Source organism: Acinetobacter schindleri CIP 107287, assembly GCF_000368625.1.
Lineage (GTDB): Bacteria > Pseudomonadota > Gammaproteobacteria > Pseudomonadales > Moraxellaceae > Acinetobacter > Acinetobacter schindleri.
Genome location: NZ_KB849576.1, coordinates 150,209 through 169,717 on the forward strand (window position 1 = coordinate 150,209; position 19,509 = coordinate 169,717).

Genomic DNA, 19,509 nt, shown 5'->3' on the forward strand with positions numbered 1-19,509 from the left:
TGAGGGGAATATTCATGGAAGTCGTATGTCTGGATCTTGAAGGTGTATTGGTTCCTGAAATTTGGATTAATTTTGCAAAGAAAACAGGCATTAAAGCGCTTGAAGCAACGACTCGTGATATTCCTGACTATGATGTGTTGATGACACAACGTCTGAATATTCTGAAAGAGCATGGCTTGGGTCTGAATGATATTCAGGAAGTGATTGCAGATATGGGGCCATTTGAAGGCGCCAAAGAATTTGTAGAATGGGTAAGCACTCATTTCCAACTGATTATTTTATCTGATACTTTCTATGAATTTGCGCATCCTTTAATGAAGCAGTTAGGCTGGCCAACAATTTTCTGTCATAAACTTGAAACTGATGAAAAAGGCATGATCACCGCGTACAAACTGCGTCAGCCAGATCAAAAACGTCAAGCGGTAAAAGCATTACATGGCCTGAACTTCCGTGTGATCGCAGCAGGGGATTCTTATAACGATACCACCATGCTGGGTGAAGCGGATCACGGTTTCCTGTTTGATGCACCGGAAAATGTGATTGCTGAATTCCCGCAATTCCCACCGATTCATGGTTATGCAGCGTTGAAAGAAGCCATCCGTAATGCTTCAATCCGTAATATTCCAGCTTAAGTGTTAAAAGCTGAATGAAATAAAAAAGGCGCTTGAGGCCATTGCTGTCCCACAATTTTTCACAAGAGGAAGCTCATTTGAGCTTCCTCTTGTTTTATGGGTATTTTATCGGGTGAAAATAAAGCTTTTAAAGTTCTTCTTTCAAACAAATTCACCTGAATTATTCTGAGTAAACGTTGAACTGTCCAACCCGTTTTTCCTAAATGTTGAGCGAAACTCACCAATAAATAGGCGATCATCGCAATCCAGATTTGTGTCTGAATTGCGTTCCTGCTGCGGCCTAGAAACGCTTTTAATTTGAGATTCTGCTTAATCGCCTTAAAGAACAGCTCAACTTTCCAACGATCTTTATAAATCGCCGCAATGGTAGAGGCGGCTAAATGAAAGTTATTGCTGAGAAAACTAAAGTGCTTGCCACTTTGCTGATCTCTATATTCAATTCTTCTTAACACTGGGGCTTTTCTTTTTAGGGCATGTGCGCTATTCAGCTGAATGGTTTCATCTTTTAGAATACCTTTGGATTCAAGCACTGGATGTTGCTGAATCACCTGATACACAGATTTAGGCCTAAAACGTGTGACAAATCCAATGTTTTGAGCAGTCAGATTTGCATACCATTGGTAATCGACATAGCCTTTATCAAAAACTACAATGCTGCCAGCAGGAAACTGGAATTTGCGGCCTTGTACCATGTCATTTTCTTTGCCATTTTCAACTGCAACAAACTCAGGAATATCATTGCTGTGATTCAATCCTATGCTGAGTTTCATGCTGGCTTTTGAGTCGTGAACTTTGGCCCATTCACATAAGGAAAGCGACAGGTCAATATGACTGGCATCCAAGGAATACAAGGGATTCTTAAAGCGAAATTTATGAGCTACTTTTGAGTGTTCATAGTATTTAAGCAACTTGTAAAATAGCTGTTGATATAAGGCAGCAGGCTGCTGCTCATTGATTCGTGCCAGCGTGCTTCGGGGAATAGACTTTGCTCCGAGATGACTTAGCTTTTCCTGTTGGCACTCCAAATTGGATTGAATATCTCTCAGACTTTGCCTACAAGAGAATTGAGACATCAATATGGCAATAAACTGATCCCACCGGGAAGCCGCTCTAAATTTCTGTCCAACATGGTGTACTTTAGCAAGTTGTTCAAAATCCTGTCGCACAACAGGTTTAATTAGCTCATGAAATACGGTATTCTGATGTGACAAAACCTGAATCCTGGTCGTTAAAGTGTTTGTTTGCACTCATATTTTAACTGTTAGGACTCAGGTTTTTTTATTTAAAGCAAACTATGGGACAGCAGTGGCTTGAGGCGCCTTTTTTATTTTGAGGATATACTGAATTAGAAGCGGTAACCGATCTTCATGCCATATGCCCATGCATTATTATCTTCAAATTCACCTACTGGATTTCCTCCTGTCTGTGCAGTCGCATCACCTAACCAAAGGTGTTTTACACCAGCCTGGATAAAGTAATTTGCAGCAGGGCTATATTGAGCACCTAGACCTAAACTCCAATAGCCTTCAGTTGGGCCAAGTGTTGTCACAGGATTACCTGCACCTGAATCCCAGCCTACTGAAGTAGATGCTGACCATTTGTCATTAAACTTATGACCGACACCGATATTTGCAGACCATTGATCGTCAGAGTAATCGATAAGATTATTCCCTGAATTAGCTTTTAAGAATACAGGAGTTACAGCAAATTGATCCCAATGTACCCAACGTATATTAGCAAAAGCGATGGTATTTTGTGCAACACCAGACTGGAAATCTAAATTCACAGATTGTGGTGTAATTGCATCTACGCGCTCATTACTCATAGGAACAGTAGTACCTGCAGGTACAGTGAATCCCGGTGCTAAGGTAGTAGACTGAGCAAAGGTAAAACTTTCAGTTCCTGTTGCCTTATGTTTAATTTCAGAACGATAAGTTACAGAGGCTTTTAAAGCAATTTCAGGAATAGAATAAGCAAAACCTGCTAACCAGCCATATGCTTCTTTTTCATCGATTTTAATATTGTATCCACTTAATGCTTTTGTTGGATCTAAAGGAGAAATATAAGCGGCGCCTCGTAAAGAGATATCAGCCTCTACTGTTTGCCATACTGGTCCGGCATATAAATTCCAGTTTTCATTCGGTTGATAACCGATGAGAGCTGTAATATTTTGGGTTTTTACTTCAACTTTTGTTCCTTCACCAGCAGCAGAGAAGCTAGATAATGGTCCGTTAGTAGAATAGCTTGCATCTGCACCATAAGGCTGATCGTAAATTAAACCGAGTGAAATTTTATCAGTCGCTTGTACTTTAATTGCTGTGTTGACGAAATAGTAATCTTCAGCCATATCGTCAATTTTTTCACCATTAAAGCTGTTACCAAGTGAACGCACACTTGACTTGCCCTTGACATCCGGATCAAGTACAGAAATACCAGCTTCAGCATAGTTACCAGGCTGTAAAAAAGCTTGTATAGATTGACCAGAACGATCTAAACCACCTGCAAAAACTGCTGTAGTTGGAAGAGTTGCAAGTAATATTGCAGTAGAAATTGGCTTAAGCTTCATGGCTCGTCCTTGAATGTTTCATAAAGATAATAAAAAGTTGTGGAAAAGTAACATAAAATTAAAAAGAGTAAATGCTCAGCTTCGATGAAGATTTGAACTGAGTAGTAATTAAAGTAGAAGAAGTTAGAGTTTTTGTACTAAAAACACGATGTTAAATATGTGAATTAAATAATATTTTAGTGTGATGAATTGGCTAAAATGACACGTAAATAATTTAAAAGTTAAGTGATGTTTAAATCATCAAATAGTTTACAAGTGTATAAAAATAAATTCATAGCAATAAAAAAACCACCCGAAGGCGGTTTTTTTATTAAATTGACTGAATTAGAAACGGTAACCAATTTTTAGACCATAACCCCAAGCATCGTTATCTTCAAAGTCAGCTACATATGAATTAGAACCAAAATCGGACGCCGCTTGAGCTTTTGCATCGCCTAACCAGAAGTATTTAACACCACCAGCAATGAAGTAGTTTGATGCAGGACTAAATTGTAGGCCTAAACCAAGATTCCAATAACCTTCAGTTGGACCTAAAGTAGACACTGGATTACCAGAACCTGAATCCCAGCCTACAGAAACATTACCTGCCCACTGCTCAGAAAATTTACGGCCTAGACCGACAGTAGCAGAGATTTGGTCATCAGTATAAGAAACGACATCAAAGCCATTTGGATTGTTAGGAGTAGCACCAGCTGCGCCTAAAGCTCTTGAAACTTGTTCAAACTGTTGTGGACGAATAGAGAATTCTTTCCAGTTCACCCAACGAAGATTAGCAAAGGCAACCGTGTCAGCCATTACACCTGTCTGGAAATCAAGATTTACAGATTGAGGAGTAGAAATTTCAGTATTTGTATTTACATTATAAAGTGCAGCAGCAGGGTTTTGCGTTACTAAAGCTAAAATATCACTACGACCATACTCATTTGTTTTCAAATCATGATCAATTTCAGAACGATAAGTTAGTGATGCTTTTAGAGCAATTTCAGGAATCTGGTAAGCAATACCTGCTAACCAACCTACAGCACTATCATCGTCCATGTTAGCATTGTATTGACCTAAGGCAGTTGTGCTACCATATGCTAAACCACGTAGTTGAACATTACCTTCAACTGTCTGGTATACAGCACCACCATAAATATTAAAATTTTCAGTAGGTTGATAACCTACGAGCATAGTAATATTTTCTGATTTAACTTCTACTTCTGTGCCTTCTGTTCCGTTATGGAAAACACCACCACCTAAAGGATTTAGATAAGTATCAGTAGAGTAGGTTGCTTTTGCACCAAATGGTTGATCGTAAATCAAACCAAATGAAAAATTATCAGTTAACTGAAACTTTAAGGCTGCACTTGGAAAATAGTAGTCATCAGCCATCTCACCCACTGAAGTGCCGCGGTAAGCAGGAGCTAAAGGTGCAGCCGTTCCACCTGGTGTCCAATTATTTTGAACTTTACCAGATACTGATGGATCTAAAACAGAAATCCCTGCTTCAAAATAGTTACCTGGCTGTAAAAATGCTGCGATAGATTGACCAGAACGGTCGATAGCTGCAGCAAATGCGCCTGACATAGGTAATGCTGCTAAAATCATTGCTGTACTAAGCGCTTTTAATTTCATTCTTCATCTTCCCTTGAGGTACAAATTTGGGTATTTAAAACGTTTTTTCGGTATTAGCTTGATATTGTTTTTGGAGTCATTCCTATGCCTTCAATGGCTGATTTGTTACTCCATGTGACAAAAATAACACAATATAAAAAAGAGTAAATGCTCTAGTATGAATGAATAGTTCAAAAAAACATCAAATTAGAGTAAAAATACTAATTGAAAAGTAATGTAAGAATATAAGCTTTTGAAATTTAAAAATTTAATTAAAAATAGCGAGATAGTGAAAAAAATGAAAAAAATATAAATATATTGAACTATTGCTTAATTTTTTTGTTAATTAGTTCACATATTTGAAATATGTGCGCCCTGCGGGACTCGAACCCACGTCGGTCGCTTAGGAGGCAACTGCTCTATCCAGTTAAGCTAAGGGCGCAAAACGATCCCTAATCTACTCCAAAAAAGACGAAAAAAAAAGTTATTGCCGAAGCAATAACTTTAAAAAATAGTCAATTAAAGCGTTTTATCAATTCTTGGTCTGAAGCAGTTTAAACAGGATAAACATGATCACGACCCAAATCGGCAGCATGTAAACTGATTCTTGGAAGCCCTGAGTCCACATAATGTAAAGAATAGTCGCAATAAAGCCTAATACAAGTACGTTACTTGCTGGAGACCAAAGTGCTGGAAATTTGGTTTTTTCTCCAACTTTTTTCATTGCCTGAATAAACTTGAAATGTGTCAGTGAAATCATTGCCCAGTTCAAGACCAAGGCACCTACCACCACATAGATCAGATGGCTTAAAGCATCTTCTGGTACAAAGTAGTTCAGCAGTACGCAGCCAAAAATCAAAGCAGCAGAGAAGAGTACTGCAGGAATTGGCGTACCTTGTTTATTTACTTTCAGGAAGAGCTTCGGTGCATTGCCTTGTTTGGCCAGACCGTAAAGCATGCGGCTATTCGCATACATACCACTGTTATATACAGACAGTGCAGCAGTTAGAATAATGAAGTTTAGCAGGTGGGCTGCCCAGTCAATACCTAGCTGACTGAAGATCATTACGAATGGACTTTTATCCAGACCGCCGAGTTCCAACTGATTCCAAGGCACTAATGATAACAAGATGGTCAACGCACCAACATAGAAAATCAGAATACGGAAAACAACCTGGTTAATCGCTTTAGGAATGGTCTTTTCCGGATTCTCTGCTTCTGCCGCTGCCATACCAATCAGTTCAATCCCGCCAAAGGCGAACATGAGGAAGGCTAGCATGAAGAATAAACCTTCAAAGCCATTCGGGAAGAAGCCACCTGCGGTCCATAAATTGCTAAAAGATGCAGTAGATGAAGCATCTGCAGTCAGGATCAGGTATAAACCAAAAACAATCATCGAGATGACCGCAATCACTTTAATAATTGAAAGCCAGAACTCTGATTCACCGTAGAATTTCACATTGCCGAGGTTGACCAGGGTAATCACAATGAAGAAAAACAGCACCGATGCCCAGGCAGGAATATGTGGCCACCAGTAGTTAATATATTTTGCGACAGCGGTAAGTTCGGTCATTGCGACCAGGATATACAGAATCCAGTAGTTCCAGCCCGCGAGGAAACCAGGGAATTTACCCCAATATTTATAAGCAAAATGGCTGAAAGAACCTGCAACAGGTTCATGAACAATCATTTCACCCAATTGACGCATAATAAGGAAAGCAATTAAGCCACCAATGGCATAGCCCAGAATAATCGAAGGACCAGCGGATTGGATCACCTGTGCGGAACCTAAGAATAAGCCTGTGCCAATTGCACCGCCCATGGCGATCAACTGAATATGACGGTTCTTTAAGCCACGCTGAAGTTGTGAAGACTCGTTATTCAAAGTATTCAGCCCGACAATGTAAAAATAAGTTGAAAGATTGTAATTGATCAGTCAAAAGAAGCCTAGTAGAAGCCTTGAATGAAAAATTATTATCAGATTAATAAAAAATTATTATAAAAATAAATTAAATAAAAGATAAATGAATCAATATATTAATTTTATTGAATCTGATATTCCTCATCGAATACTAAAAAGACAGCCGTTGTATATGTTGTTTTTTTATACAAAGGTCTTGCAGTCAATTTATCACGATATAAATATACTATACTCAAATTCAACCTCAGTTACATTGCATTTACAAAATAAAGATCAGACAAAGGAAGATAATAACGATGAGTTTTGCCCCGCAAATCAAGATTCCAGCTACCTATATGCGTGGCGGTACCAGTAAAGGTGTATTTTTCAAGCTGGAAGATCTTCCACCTGCAGCACAACAGCCGGGCAAAATCAGAGACCAGTTACTCTTACGTGTGATTGGTAGCCCAGATCCTTATGGCAAGCAGATTGATGGGATGGGGGGAGCCAGTTCCAGTACCAGCAAAACGGTCATTCTGTCTAAAAGCCAGCAGCCTGATCATGACGTAGATTATCTGTTTGGACAGGTTGCAATTGACCGACATTTTGTCGACTGGAGTGGTAACTGCGGTAACCTGACAGCGGGTGTAGGTTCATTTGCGATTAGTAATGGTCTGGTAGATTCCTCTCGTATTCCGGAAAACGGCATCTGCACAGTACGGATCTGGCAGGTCAATATTCAGAAAACCATTATTGCCCATGTGCCAATTGTGAATGGGCAGGTACAGGAATTGGGTGATTTTGAGCTGGATGGTGTCACCTTTCCAGCGGCTGAAGTTCAGATCGAATTTCTGGACCCTGCCGATGATGATGCCGAGGGTGGAGCTATGTTTCCGACAGGTCATTTAGTCGATCAGCTGGTTGTTCCAGAATACGGTACCTTTGAAGCAACTTTGATCAATGCGGGTATTCCGACAATTTTCCTGAAAGCTGAAGACCTGGGCTATCAGGGCACAGAGCTACAGGAAGATATTAATAGTGATCCGATAGCGCTCGCTAAATTTGAAACCATTCGTGCTTATGGCGCATTAAAAATGGGGCTGATTTCAGATATTACTGAAGCAGCTCAACGTCAGCATACGCCGAAAATTGCTTTTGTATCCCAGCCTAAGGCCTATGTATCTTCAGGGGGTAAAGCGATCACCGAATTAGATACCGATGTATTGGTGCGTGCCTTATCGATGGGTAAGCTGCATCATGCCATGATGGGAACCGTCGCGGTTTCGATTGGCACTGCAGCTGCGATTCCAGGAACATTGGTAAATCTGGCAGCAGGTGGGGGGGAGCGTGAAGCAGTGCGATTTGGTCATCCATCAGGGACTTTACGCGTTGGGGCACAAGCTACTCAGGAAAATGGTGAATGGAAAGTGAAGAAAGCCATCATGAGCCGTAGTGCGCGTGTCTTGATGGAAGGCTGGGTACGTGTGCCTGCAGATGTGCTAAAAGAACACAAATGATGCCTTGAGCTTTAGTAATATAAAAACCATTGTCCGCGCAATGGTTTTTTTATATTCAGGTCAGCACCTTTAATACTCTAGACAGCTTCTTCTCATTAAAAATGATCTTGACTCTTGATAGAGCAAAATCAGCAGACGATTTCAAGCTGATAATTCAGGATATTTAGAGGTACAATGCAGGAATAAAGCGGCAAGTTCCTTATTCTTGTCATCGAAAATATATTGAACAACCGATCTGAGGCGAATGTGTCATCTACAACTGAGCTGTCAACCCATGCATTGACTCAAGCACAACATCGTATTCAACAGGACCTATTGACAGCATTAGATGCTTTTGCCATTACTGAGCCGCTGAAATCGGCTGTACACCATGCAGTGATGCTGGGTGGAAAACGTGTACGTCCAGCCTTGTGTTATGCCACAGCCGCGCTTAAACCGAATCAGAATACTGCTGCTGTGCGTCGTGCTGCAGTCGCAATCGAGTTCATTCATTGCTATTCACTAGCTCATGATGATCTGCCTTGTATGGACAATGATTTGCTGCGTCGTGGACAACCAACTTGCCATGTTGCCTTTGGTGAAGATACCGCGTTGCTTGCTGGCGATATTCTGCAATCCATGGCTTTTGAAATTTTAGGCAGCCGTCTGTTTGATCAGGGCCCTGCAGTTGAGCCAGCAATTGTATTAAAGCAGATGCAGATTCTGGCGACAGCATCTTCCAGGATGGTCAATGGTCAGGTTTTAGATCTGCAGTCTGAAGGAAAACGAATTGACCAGGAAGCATTAGAAACCATTCACCGTAATAAGACCGGTGCATTAATCTCAGCAGCCATCATGATGGCTGCGGTGACGATTTTTGAAGGTACGGATCTGGCGATTCCGAAACTGCGTGAATTTGGGCAGGCCATTGGTCTGGCTTTCCAGGTACAGGATGATATTCTGGATATCATTTCTGATACTGAAGTATTAGGAAAAACGGCAGGTAAGGATGAACAGGTAGAGAAATCGACTTATCCTGCGCTTATGGGACTCGAGCAGGCAAAACAGTATGCTAAACAGTTGCATGATCAAGCCTTAAATGCTCTGGCTCACTTCGAAGGTCAGGCTGAAGAATTGACTCAGATTACACAGTTTTTGTTGCATCGTAAAAGTTAATTTTCATAGGGATGCAGCGTATAAAAAAGAGGACATTCAGTCCTCTTTTTTATTTTAGCTCATTTTATTTGCTTTCATTGTACAGACGTTCTGCCTGTTCAAAACGGTCAGTAATTTCTTCTGTCGGCGCTTTGCCCATTAAGCTCACCACAATAATAGTGATCATTGAACAGATGAAACCTGGAATGATTTCGTACAGACCAGTGTCTGCAAACAGGTTTTTCCATAGGATCACAACAGTTGCACCCACAATCATACCGGCCAAGGCACCATTCAGGGTCATGCGTTTCCAGAACAGTGACAGGATAATCAATGGACCAAATGCAGCACCAAAACCAGCCCAAGCATAAGCAACCAGACCAAGCACTTTAGATTCCGGATTACCCGCCATCCAGATCGCAAGCAGGGCAATCAGTAGCACCATCAAACGACCGACCCAAACCAGTTCTTTCTGAGAAGCATTTTTACGCAGGAAAGATTTATAGAAGTCTTCAGTCAAAGTGCTTGAGCAGACCAGTAACTGACAGCTGAGTGTACTCATTACCGCAGCCAGAATTGCAGCCAGAACCACACCGGCAATCCATGGATTGAACAGAATTTTAGTCAGCTCCATAAATACGGTTTCAGGATTGGCATTGACCACACTTGCCAGTTCTGGATGTGCCTGGAAGTAAGCAATACCAAAGAAACCGGCTGCGACCGCACCACCCAGACACAGTATCATCCATGTCATGCCAATACGACGTGCATTCGGAATCGATTTCACCGAATCTGCTGCCATGAAACGCACCAGAATATGCGGTTGACCAAAGTAACCCAGACCCCAAGCCAGTAAGGAAATAATCGCAACAAAGCTCAGATCACCCATGACATTCATGGCTTGTGGACGAGCCGCTTCAAGTGCCAAAGTGATTTGTGACATATCTGAGAAAGATAAAATAGCCACAATTGGTGTCAGCAACAAAGCAAAGATCATCAGACCCGCCTGAATCGTGTCAGTCCAGCTGACTGCCAGGAATCCACCAATGAATACATAACTGATCGTCGCAATCGCGCTAATCCAGAGAGCAGTACTGTATGGCAGCTCAAACATGCTTTCAAACAGACGTGCACCTGCGACCATGCCTGAAGCGCAGTAAATTGCGAAGAAAATCAGGATCACGAATGCAGAAACCACACGCAGAACTTTTTTCTGGTCGTTAAAGCGGTTCGAGAAATAATCTGGCAAGGTCAGTGCATTGTGCTGTACTTCAGTATGTACACGTAAACGTCCAGCGACCAGGAGCCAGTTTAGCCAGGCACCGATAATCAGGCCAATCGCAATCCACATTTCAGACAGACCTGAAAGATAAATTGCCCCGGGAAGACCCATCAGCAGCCAGCCACTCATATCGGAAGCACCAGCAGAAAGTGCAGTAACAAAACTACCTAAACGTCGGCCCCCTAAGATGTAGTCGGAAAAGTTTGTTGTCGCGCGATAAGCCATCAGGCCAATTACGATCATGGCGACAATATAAAATAGAAAGGTGATTAAGGTTGGATTTAGGGAGCTCATACGGTATCCATTTTTAAGTTGGACAGTAGATCGAAATAAGGATTATGGCAAATGTTATGGGCTTTAATCCGAAAGCCATGCAACATTAAATCCAGAAGATTTCAAAATAAACGCGAAATTTAACCATAATTTCACAATCTTTGCTGAGATTTTCTTGATTTAAATGAAAATAGGCAGTCATTCGACTGCCTATTTGATTCATATTTCTTAACAGTTAATTGTTGCGACCCATAACGCCACGAATGGTATTCATAATATCCGCGGGCAAGACCACAGTCTTGGCATTTGGAGATTTCGCCATATCTTGCATGGCTTTTACATATTGCTCGCCAAGTAAGTAAGCCACAGGAATTTCTTTATCACCAATCGCCTGAGTCACCATATCAATAGCACGCTGTGAAGATTCAGCCAATACCACTTGTGCTTCCGCATCACGACGTGAGGCTTCAAGACGACCATCTGCTTCCAGAATGGCTGCCTGTTTTTCACCATCGGCTTTGGTTACTGTGGCACGACGTTGACGTTCAGCCGCTGCCTGTTCTTCCATCGCTGCCTGCATGGTATGCGATGGTTTGATGTCCTGGATTTCTACGGTTTTCAGGGTAATCCCCCAATCTGAAATATCATCAGAAATACTGGCTTTCAAACGTGCCTTAATGTGATCACGAGACGACAATGCATCATCCAGATCCATTTCACCGACAATCGAACGCAATGAAGTCTGAACCAGGTTCTGAATCGCCCAAGAATAGTTTTCAATCCCGTACACGGCTTTTTCAGGTGTAGTCAGATTAATATAAGCTACGGCATTCATCAGCAAGACTGCATTATCACGGGTAATCACTTCCTGAGAAGGAATATCCAGCACGATATCTTTGGTCGTCACCTTATAAGCAACTTCATCGATATAAGGAATCACGAAGTTCAGGCCAGGATTCAGGGTAGAATGGTATTTACCCAGACGCTGTACAATCCACTTATAGCCTTGAGGAACAATTCGTACACCTTTGAAGATGGTGACGGCCACAAAGACCAGCAGGGCCAATACAATAATAGAACTTATACTCATGTCTTTTTCACCTTTTCCTTTTCTTAATTATTGCTATGTGGTTGTACCACCAGGTCATTACCGAGAATATCGACCACACGAACCCGGTCGCCAACTTGTACCGGACTGAGCGTACGACATTCCCATTCATCTGAACCGAGGACAGGAAGCGGAAAGCGGACTTTGACTTGACCGTGATCCAGATTGATTTGAATCACCATCCCCACCTGACCAATAGTTGCTTCACGTGACAGTCCGGCTTTGGTCTTATCTGTAGACAGCGGTTTAATAAACTTGAACCAGGCCAGGGTACACAGCACAGAGAGAACGATCCAGGTCAGCAGCTGCGTTGTCAGTCCCATCATCGGGAACATCCAGTACAGAATACCCACCATAATGGCCCCAATACCAAACCAGAGTGCAGCAAATGCTGGCAGAATTAACTCTGATAGAATCAGGATAATGCCAAGTACAAACCAGTGCCACGGTTCAAGAACAAATTGCATAAATTAACCTATGTAATTCAAAATTAAATATTCATCATGATTTTTATCTTCACTTCAATGTAGCAGATGCAGCAGCGGATGAATACCTGCAATCCCGATTTAGAACCTAGCCTTGCGTGGTGGTTGTAATGCAGCTGGGGACTTGCTGAAATCGCTGATGGCCTTTTCAATGGCTCGGATTTTTAACTGGGCTGCCTTTTCACCTTCCAGAATCGTTTCATTACTCGATTTCAGATCCAGTGTACCAATATGTCCGACCTTCGGCTGAATGACCACGTTAGCCTGAGCCAGTTCTTCATTAATACTTTGCTGACCCATGATATTAATGGTCTGATCCAGCAGGCCAAACATGTTCATGGCTTTGTTGGCATCTGGGCGCGCCGAGATATCAACTGCAATGACAATATCCGCTCCCATATCTTTGGCTGTTTTCACTGGAATTGGACTGACTAATCCACCATCGACATATTTGTTACCCCCAATCACCGCTGGCACAAAGACATTCGGAATACTGCAAGAGGCACGTACCGCCTGACCGGCATTGCCTTTGATAAAGTCAGCCTTACGGCCATTATCCAGGCGGGTAGCTACCGCAGCAAAACGGATCGGGAACTGTTCAATGGGTTTATTGGCCACGTTCTTATTTACATAATCCTGTAGCTTTTGACCGGCGATAATACCCTGACGGTTTAAGGTCAGATCACGAATATCCGCTTCTTTAAAATTAAGCGCAATTTGTTGCAGCTGATATGGAGTTTTACCGCTGGCATACAGACTGCCGACAAAACTGCCGGCACTGGTTCCAGTCACAATTTTAGGTTTAATTCCATGTGATTCAAGGATTTTAATCACGCCGATATGGGCAAAACCTTTCGCTCCGCCACCACCCAAGGCAAGGGCAATGACAGGTTCACGGGCTTTAAGCGTCGGGATAACAACAGGCTTCGATGGGCTTCTATCACAGGCTGCAAGGCTCAGGCCCAAACAGCCAATCATTGCATAACGAATTAATTTCATTCTAAAAATAGAGGATTAAATAAGCAAATTACGGTTATCAGAGCAAAAAAAAAACATTTTGCCTAGCGTTTTTTCACCAGTTTTTGTAAAGGCTTGGCAATCCAGTCCGGATTTTTTGCCGAGATCTTGCCTTTATAATGGGCATAGATCTGCTCCAGATCATATTCATAATCACCGGTTAAATGATATACGCCCAAGATATGAATGGTTTTAATGTCATAGTCAAAAGAAAACATCACAATCGGCAGATTGGCAGCTTTGGCAATATGATAAAAACCGCTACGGATTTTTTCCGGTGCCTTACGCGAACCTTCAGGTGCCATGCCTATCCAGATCCGATCAGTCTTGTTAATGATATCAACAATCTGTCGGGTATGTCCTTGAGGAGTATCACGTACCACCGGAACCACACCAATCCATTCCAGAATCGGTTTAAGTGGTGTACGGAATAAACTGTCCTTGCCAAAAATCGTGATCTGAATGCCGAGACCGAGCAGAGCATTAAAGCCCAACCAGGCATCAATATTAGAGGTATGCGGAGAAATGATGGCAACTGCTTTTGGAAAATTTGGAAATTCACCTTCCATTTTCCAGCCTTGAGCAAGAAAAAGCTTTTTATAAAATGTCCGGCTGAATTTACTGCCACGCCCAGGGACTAAAGCAGGCAGGTCAGGAAAGGAAGTATTTGCCATCTTATAAGACTCTTGAATTACGACAATATTCTTTGTTTTTTATTATATTATTCCTTCGTGATAATTTTTTCACTGGCAAAATATCCATGCCAGATGATGTTTTCTGGAATATTTGATCAGCCAAGGACTTTTAATGCCGGCCATGCGCAACCTCTATGTTTTGCTATTTTCCTTATACTGGGCGCAAGGTTTACCGGTGGGATTTATGACGCATGCACTTCCAGTAATTTTGCGTGCTCAAGGTGTATCTTTGACGCATATTGGGGGATTCGGCCTGCTGATGCTGCCTTGGTCAATCAAAGTCTTTTGGGCACCTCTAGTCGATCGTTATGGTTCTACAAAAGGCCATTATCGTAGCTGGATTATTCCCGCACAGTTATTGTCTGTCATCGTACTCATCATCCTGTCCTTTATACCAATTGAGGCATTAAATCAGCCAGTTTATCTGCTGGCTTTTTTTGTGGCACTGCTATTTATGAATGGCATTGGGGCGACACAGGATATTGCTACGGATGGACTCGCGGTCAATATTCTGAAAAATGACCAGCAACACTGGGGCAATACCTTTCAGGTGATGGGTTCACGTCTGGGTTTTATTGTCGGTGGGGGTGCCATCCTATGGCTTTTGGATGTCCTGCAATGGCAAACGACGTTCCTGATTTTAGCAGCTCTGGTCTTTCTGAATACTTTACCCATACTTTTATTTAAAGAGCCGCAACATGAAAACCTGAACGAGATTGCCAAAGCCCAGCAAAATAAATTCCAGTTAAAAACCTATTTTCAATATTTTCTCCAACAGCCTACTTTACGCTGGTGGCTGGCGATTCTGGTGACGTTTAAAATTGCGGATGGCCTGTCTGGACCTCTATTAAAACCGTTAATGGTAGATATGGGGCTGAGTTTTAGCCAGATCGGGGTTTACGTGACTATGTTCGGTGCATTTGCGGCACTGATTGGAGCAGGGTTGGCTGGTTGGTGCCTGAAAATATTTTCCCGCGCCCGAACCTTGATGGCTTTCTCAATTATCAAGATTATCACTTTAATGGCGTATGCCTGGCTGGCAATGAAATACGAAGCCAAACAGTCAGTTGCACCCGTGGTGATTTACTTGATTAATGCGGCTGAAGATATGATTTCTGCCATGTTACTGGTGGTGATGCTGACTTTAGTTATGCAATACAGCCGTAAACATCTGGCGGGAACGGACTTCACATTTCAAGTAGCGATCATGGCGACGGTGAGTGGCGGGCTTTATAGTATAAGTGGAATATTAGGAGATAGATTGGGTTATCAGGATTATCTGTATGGCATCGTTTTTACTGCAATATTGTGCTTAATCCCGATAAGCGGTTGGCTAAAACAGCGTAAAATTGATTGAAAAATTATCTAAATCAAATGTTTGATTGAATATTAGCCTAAAGTACTAAAAAGAATATATAAATACATTTTTAATAATTTTGTAATATAAAGACGTTGTGTATGATTTGTTACAAAATAAACCAAAGGATTATTGAAATGAAAACCAAGTTAGCGACAGCGATTGCATTGAGCCTATTGGCGGGGACAACTTTTGCAGCACCAACTTTTTATGGTGAGATTGATGCATCAGTAGATTATTTACCTGAAGATAATAGATCTGGTTTTAAAGATCGTGATGTTGTCGAGTTGAACTCTAATAGTTCATTCGTTGGGTTGAAAGGAGATGAAAAGTTAACTGATCGTCTAAGTGCTGTTTATGCAATTGAATGGGCATTCAACTCTGATGGTGAAGGCGATGACTGGTCTAAACGCAACCGTTTTGTTGGCTTAAAAGATGTGCAATTAGGTACTCTAAAAGTAGGCGCACACGATACTCCTTTAAAGCAACTTTCTAGTGTAGTTGATACGTTTAACAATTATGTTGGAAACCGTGCGGACATTACTGGAATTATGACTGGTGAGAACCGTACAGCGAATTCAGTAGTATATGAAGCACCTGCGATTAAATTATCGACTGGCGCAATTAAAGTTAATGCTTTACTGGCAACTGGTGAAAATACAGGATTTAAATCTGATAAAGGTGTAGTTAAAACTGCAGGCCGTGGCTTAGGTGATGCATGGTCTGCATCTGTAGTATATGACAGCCCAGTAATTGTAGCTGGTATTGCATATGATAAAGCCATTCCTAGCACATTTTTAGGTCGTGGTATTTCTAATGCTGAATATCCAGAAGTTGAAGGCGGATCTATTTTAGCTTTAGCTAATACTATTCGTGCTGTAGGTCGTGTAAATCTGAATGGTGGATTGGCGCTTAAAGCTCTTTATCAAACATCTGAAGTTGAAAAAAATAATGATGTAATTAATAGCACAACATTATATACAGCAGTACCAGTTAATCCGGCTAATAATATTGTTGTTACAGCGAATGATATTGATGATTCTCAAGGCTGGTTAATCGGTGCTGAATATAACTTGCCAACAGCAAAAGCATGGACAGTAAAAGGTCAATATAGCCAGAATACGACTGAATTTAATAACGGAACAGCTGATTTCGAAGCACAGCAAATTTTAGTTGGTGCTGATTATGCTTTTAGCAAACAAGTGAAAGCATATGGTTATGCAGGATATTTAACTCAAGAGTTTGACTCCGCTGAAACTAAACAACCGGTGCTTGGTACAGGCTTAGAATACAAATTCTAATTTAGACTTTATAAGCTAAGAAAAGGCGATGCTTTGGCATCGCTTTTTTTATGCTTAAAACAACAAAACTTAGCAATTTTATATCTGATCTAACAAGTTTCGGACTGTTACCATGATTGAAAGTTTTAGCATTTCGTTTTGAAAATTATGCCTATTCAAGCTGTTTTATTTGACCTCGACAACACCTTGACCCATCGTGATCTGACTGCACAGGCCTATAGCCGTTATCTGGCAGAATATTATGCGCCCGCATTGGCACAGGTCGAGTCTGACAAAATTATCGAGATTGTAAGGCGCATTGATAATGGTGGTTATCCTAAAAAGGAATTGCTGACCCATTCCACAATTGGTGGATCAGTCGCTTTTGCGCTTCTGCAAGAATTGTCCTGGCAATCTCAGCCAGCATTAGAAGAATTGAGTGATTTCTGGTTCCAGTATTTTGGCCAGTTCGCCGTCGCCATGCCGCAAGCAGAAAACTTATTGCAATCACTTAAAGCCTCAGATTATAAGCTGGCGATTATTTCCAATGGTGGACATGACACCCGGATGAATATTATTAACGGGCTGGGTTTTGCTCATTATTTTGATGAAATCATGAGTTCAGGTCTGGTTGGCATCAGTAAGCCAAATCCTAAAATTTTTCAATATACTGCACAAAAGCTCGCTGTAGCTCCAGAGCATTGTCTTTATATTGGAGACCATCCTGTCAATGATATTCAGGGTGCACAGAATGCCGGTATGCAGACTTTATGGATGGAAGGATTCCATACGCCTTTACAGCAGATAGAACACAAGATCCAGAATCTGGCTCAAGTGCTGGATTATCTCAAACATTAAGTCTGACGCTGGGTATTGATGGCTTTGATCCATTTGCAATATTCACAGCGCTGGCAGATTGCATCTGGACTAGACAGCAACTCCACGTTGCCGCAATGCAGACAGGCATAATAAGTATGTGGTTCAACTTCTGTAATGAGATCCTTTTGGGCTTTAGGAAATAAGGGCAAGCCATAACGGACTTCTTCGGGACTGTAAAAGAGTATGCTGAATTTACCATCGCTTTCCAGCAGTCCAGTACGAATTTGTCCCAAATGTTCAGCACCTTGCTGACGCATTTCGGCAAAGAATTCATCATGCGACATTTTGCCTTTGGAAATATGCTCAAGCACCATTTCACCATCTTCCACAATATAAAGCGGTTTGCCTTCGAGCAGATCTTCGAAGGACTGATATTGCATAGTCAGGTAAGTGGTAAGACGGTATAAAATAATGATGGTAGACATGACGATAAACGCCTGCAGCAAAGGCAGTGTTTCATCGAACATAGGATCGCCTGCGATCGAACCCAAAGCCAAGATAATTGCGACTTCGAAAATGGAAAGTTGACGTACCCCACGTTTACCGGTCAGGCGCAAGAATACAATGATCATGGTATACATGACCAGGCAGCGCAGCAGAATTTCGCCAATAAAGGTCCAGTCAGTGTCATGGACAAAAATCGTGAAAAAATCCATAGGCTTAGCTCATATTTCCTTAAGTGAACTGAGTGTAGCAATGAACTTGGATGCGAAGTTTAGTGATTATGTTTATACAGGTAAGATCTCGGTATCATCAGTTATCAATTAGCCGATAATGAACATGAATTACCAATTTAAAAATATTATATTTTTCAATTAATAACAAAACTATAAAACTCCAACGACATTCAAGTTTGAGAATGGAATCTTTTGTGCTTGTTTCAAATTTCCGCTCTGTTTTAATAATACCCGTCTGAATTTTTTAATATCATAATCATTATTATAGATATTATTTTATTAATAAATCAGTTGCTTAATTATATCGTATGGAAAATTAATGTATGAATATTCATGCATTTTGACAAGATGATTGATAATAAGGGTGGGTGAATAGATGAAAAAGGCCATGTTATGTGCAGTTGCTTTTGGACTGATGAATACGGCATATGCGGATGCAGACTGGGATTATAAGCATACCCATCAGTGGGGTTCACTGAGCGATAAATATGCTGCATGTAATAGCGTAAATCAGTCACCTATTAATATCGAAGGCAGCGTAAAGGCAGAACTGGAACCTTTAAAGTTCAGCTATAACACCATGATTCATGCGATCAAGAATAAAGGTCATACCGTGCAGGTAGATTTTGCTCAAGGTGGCGAATTGCAGCTGGACGGCGATACCTTTGTGCTGAAACAGTTTCATTTGCATAGCCCGAGTGAAAATCTGATCAAGGGCAAAAGCTATCCACTGGAAATTCACTTTGTGCATGCCAATACTAAAGGTGAGCTTGCTGTGGTCGGCATGATGTTCGAGCAGGGTGCAGAAAGCCAGATGCTCAAACGTATGTGGAACCGTTTGCCGAAAAAACAAGGTGAAAAAGTGGTATTAAGCAAACCGCAACCGGTAAATGAGATGCTGCCTAAAAACCTTGATTATTATCGCTTTAGCGGGTCACTGACGACACCACCATGTTCGGAAGGGGTACGCTGGCTAATTCTAAAAGATATTCAGCAGGCTTCGGCACAACAAATCGCAGCGTTCTCCAAACTTATCGGACATCCGAATAATCGTCCGATTCAGCCCTTAAATGGACGGGTTATTGTTGAAAATTAATTGATAACTCCATTA

General features: G+C 41.5%; 17 protein-coding genes and 1 tRNA gene. 7 read left to right on the plus strand and 11 right to left on the minus strand.

Going from position 1 to position 19,509, the window contains the following annotated elements; genetic code table 11:
* Positions 1-14 precede the first annotated feature (14 nt).
* Positions 15-632 (plus strand): bifunctional phosphoserine phosphatase/homoserine phosphotransferase ThrH, encoded by a 618-nt coding sequence (thrH, locus tag F955_RS08320; RefSeq protein ID WP_004810966.1) that lies wholly within the window; start codon positions 15-17, stop codon positions 630-632.
* A 59-nt stretch (positions 633-691) separates the two neighbouring features.
* Here the strand turns inward: thrH and F955_RS08325 are convergent, their stop codons facing one another.
* From F955_RS08325 to F955_RS08345, 5 genes are all read right to left on the minus strand, one after another.
* Complete coding sequence (locus F955_RS08325) at positions 692-1,843, minus strand: IS4-like element ISAbe18 family transposase (RefSeq protein WP_004646736.1); 1,152 nt, start codon at positions 1,841-1,843, stop codon at positions 692-694.
* Positions 1,844-1,977: 134 nt separating this feature from the next.
* Positions 1,978-3,198: an OmpP1/FadL family transporter gene (locus F955_RS08330; RefSeq protein WP_004893388.1), complete on the minus strand. Its 1,221-nt coding sequence runs from the start codon at positions 3,196-3,198 to the stop codon at positions 1,978-1,980.
* 324 nt (positions 3,199-3,522) lie between these two features.
* Positions 3,523-4,815 carry an OmpP1/FadL family transporter gene (locus F955_RS08335; RefSeq protein ID WP_004893390.1) on the minus strand — a complete coding sequence of 431 codons (1,293 nt, stop codon included), beginning with the start codon at positions 4,813-4,815 and terminating at the stop codon, positions 3,523-3,525.
* Between the two features lie 348 nt (positions 4,816-5,163).
* Positions 5,164-5,236: transfer RNA gene (locus tag F955_RS08340), tRNA-Arg, on the minus strand.
* A 90-nt stretch (positions 5,237-5,326) separates the two neighbouring features.
* Positions 5,327-6,679, minus strand: coding sequence for an amino acid permease (locus F955_RS08345; protein ID WP_004893391.1), 1,353 nt, complete (start codon positions 6,677-6,679; stop codon positions 5,327-5,329).
* 332 nt (positions 6,680-7,011) lie between these two features.
* On the opposite strand from F955_RS08345, the gene prpF reads away from it, so the two are divergent.
* Positions 7,012-8,211, plus strand: a complete 1,200-nt coding sequence (prpF, locus tag F955_RS08350) for a 2-methylaconitate cis-trans isomerase PrpF (RefSeq protein ID WP_004893392.1) — start codon at positions 7,012-7,014, stop codon at positions 8,209-8,211.
* Positions 8,212-8,457: 246 nt separating this feature from the next.
* On the plus strand, positions 8,458-9,366 hold the full coding sequence (locus tag F955_RS08355; RefSeq protein WP_004893393.1) for a polyprenyl synthetase family protein: 909 nt from the start codon (positions 8,458-8,460) through the stop codon (positions 9,364-9,366).
* Positions 9,367-9,430: 64 nt separating this feature from the next.
* Here the strand turns inward: F955_RS08355 and putP are convergent, their stop codons facing one another.
* From putP to F955_RS08380, 5 genes are all read right to left on the minus strand, one after another.
* Positions 9,431-10,921 carry a sodium/proline symporter PutP gene (gene putP / locus F955_RS08360; protein WP_004893396.1) on the minus strand — a complete coding sequence of 497 codons (1,491 nt, stop codon included), beginning with the start codon at positions 10,919-10,921 and terminating at the stop codon, positions 9,431-9,433.
* A 214-nt stretch (positions 10,922-11,135) separates the two neighbouring features.
* Positions 11,136-11,990, minus strand: coding sequence for an SPFH domain-containing protein (locus F955_RS08365; protein ID WP_004810953.1), 855 nt, complete (start codon positions 11,988-11,990; stop codon positions 11,136-11,138).
* Between the two features lie 23 nt (positions 11,991-12,013).
* Positions 12,014-12,475 (minus strand): NfeD family protein, encoded by a 462-nt coding sequence (locus F955_RS08370; RefSeq protein WP_004893400.1) that lies wholly within the window; start codon positions 12,473-12,475, stop codon positions 12,014-12,016.
* A 99-nt stretch (positions 12,476-12,574) separates the two neighbouring features.
* Entirely contained in the window at positions 12,575-13,492 is a 918-nt protein-coding gene (locus tag F955_RS08375; RefSeq protein ID WP_004893402.1) for a patatin-like phospholipase family protein, read from the minus strand.
* 62 nt (positions 13,493-13,554) lie between these two features.
* Positions 13,555-14,184 (minus strand): 1-acyl-sn-glycerol-3-phosphate acyltransferase, encoded by a 630-nt coding sequence (locus tag F955_RS08380; RefSeq protein WP_004810947.1) that lies wholly within the window; start codon positions 14,182-14,184, stop codon positions 13,555-13,557.
* 133 nt (positions 14,185-14,317) lie between these two features.
* Between F955_RS08380 and F955_RS08385 the strand changes: the two genes are divergently transcribed.
* The 3 genes from F955_RS08385 (at position 14,318) to F955_RS08395 (ending at position 17,700) form a co-directional block, all read left to right on the plus strand.
* Positions 14,318-15,562 (plus strand): MFS transporter, encoded by a 1,245-nt coding sequence (locus tag F955_RS08385; RefSeq protein WP_004810946.1) that lies wholly within the window; start codon positions 14,318-14,320, stop codon positions 15,560-15,562.
* A gap of 137 nt (positions 15,563-15,699) precedes the next feature.
* Positions 15,700-16,863: a porin gene (locus tag F955_RS08390; RefSeq protein ID WP_004893406.1), complete on the plus strand. Its 1,164-nt coding sequence runs from the start codon at positions 15,700-15,702 to the stop codon at positions 16,861-16,863.
* A gap of 147 nt (positions 16,864-17,010) precedes the next feature.
* Entirely contained in the window at positions 17,011-17,700 is a 690-nt protein-coding gene (locus F955_RS08395) for an HAD family hydrolase (protein WP_004893408.1), read from the plus strand.
* Here the strand turns inward: F955_RS08395 and F955_RS08400 are convergent.
* Positions 17,697-18,377 (minus strand): DUF421 domain-containing protein, encoded by a 681-nt coding sequence (locus F955_RS08400; protein WP_004893409.1) that lies wholly within the window; start codon positions 18,375-18,377, stop codon positions 17,697-17,699. The two genes, F955_RS08395 and F955_RS08400, sit on opposite strands and share 4 nt — an antisense overlap.
* Positions 18,378-18,774: 397 nt before the next feature.
* Between F955_RS08400 and F955_RS08405 the strand changes: the two genes are divergently transcribed.
* On the plus strand, positions 18,775-19,494 hold the full coding sequence (locus F955_RS08405) for a carbonic anhydrase (RefSeq protein ID WP_004893412.1): 720 nt from the start codon (positions 18,775-18,777) through the stop codon (positions 19,492-19,494).
* Positions 19,495-19,509: the final 15 nt, after the last annotated feature.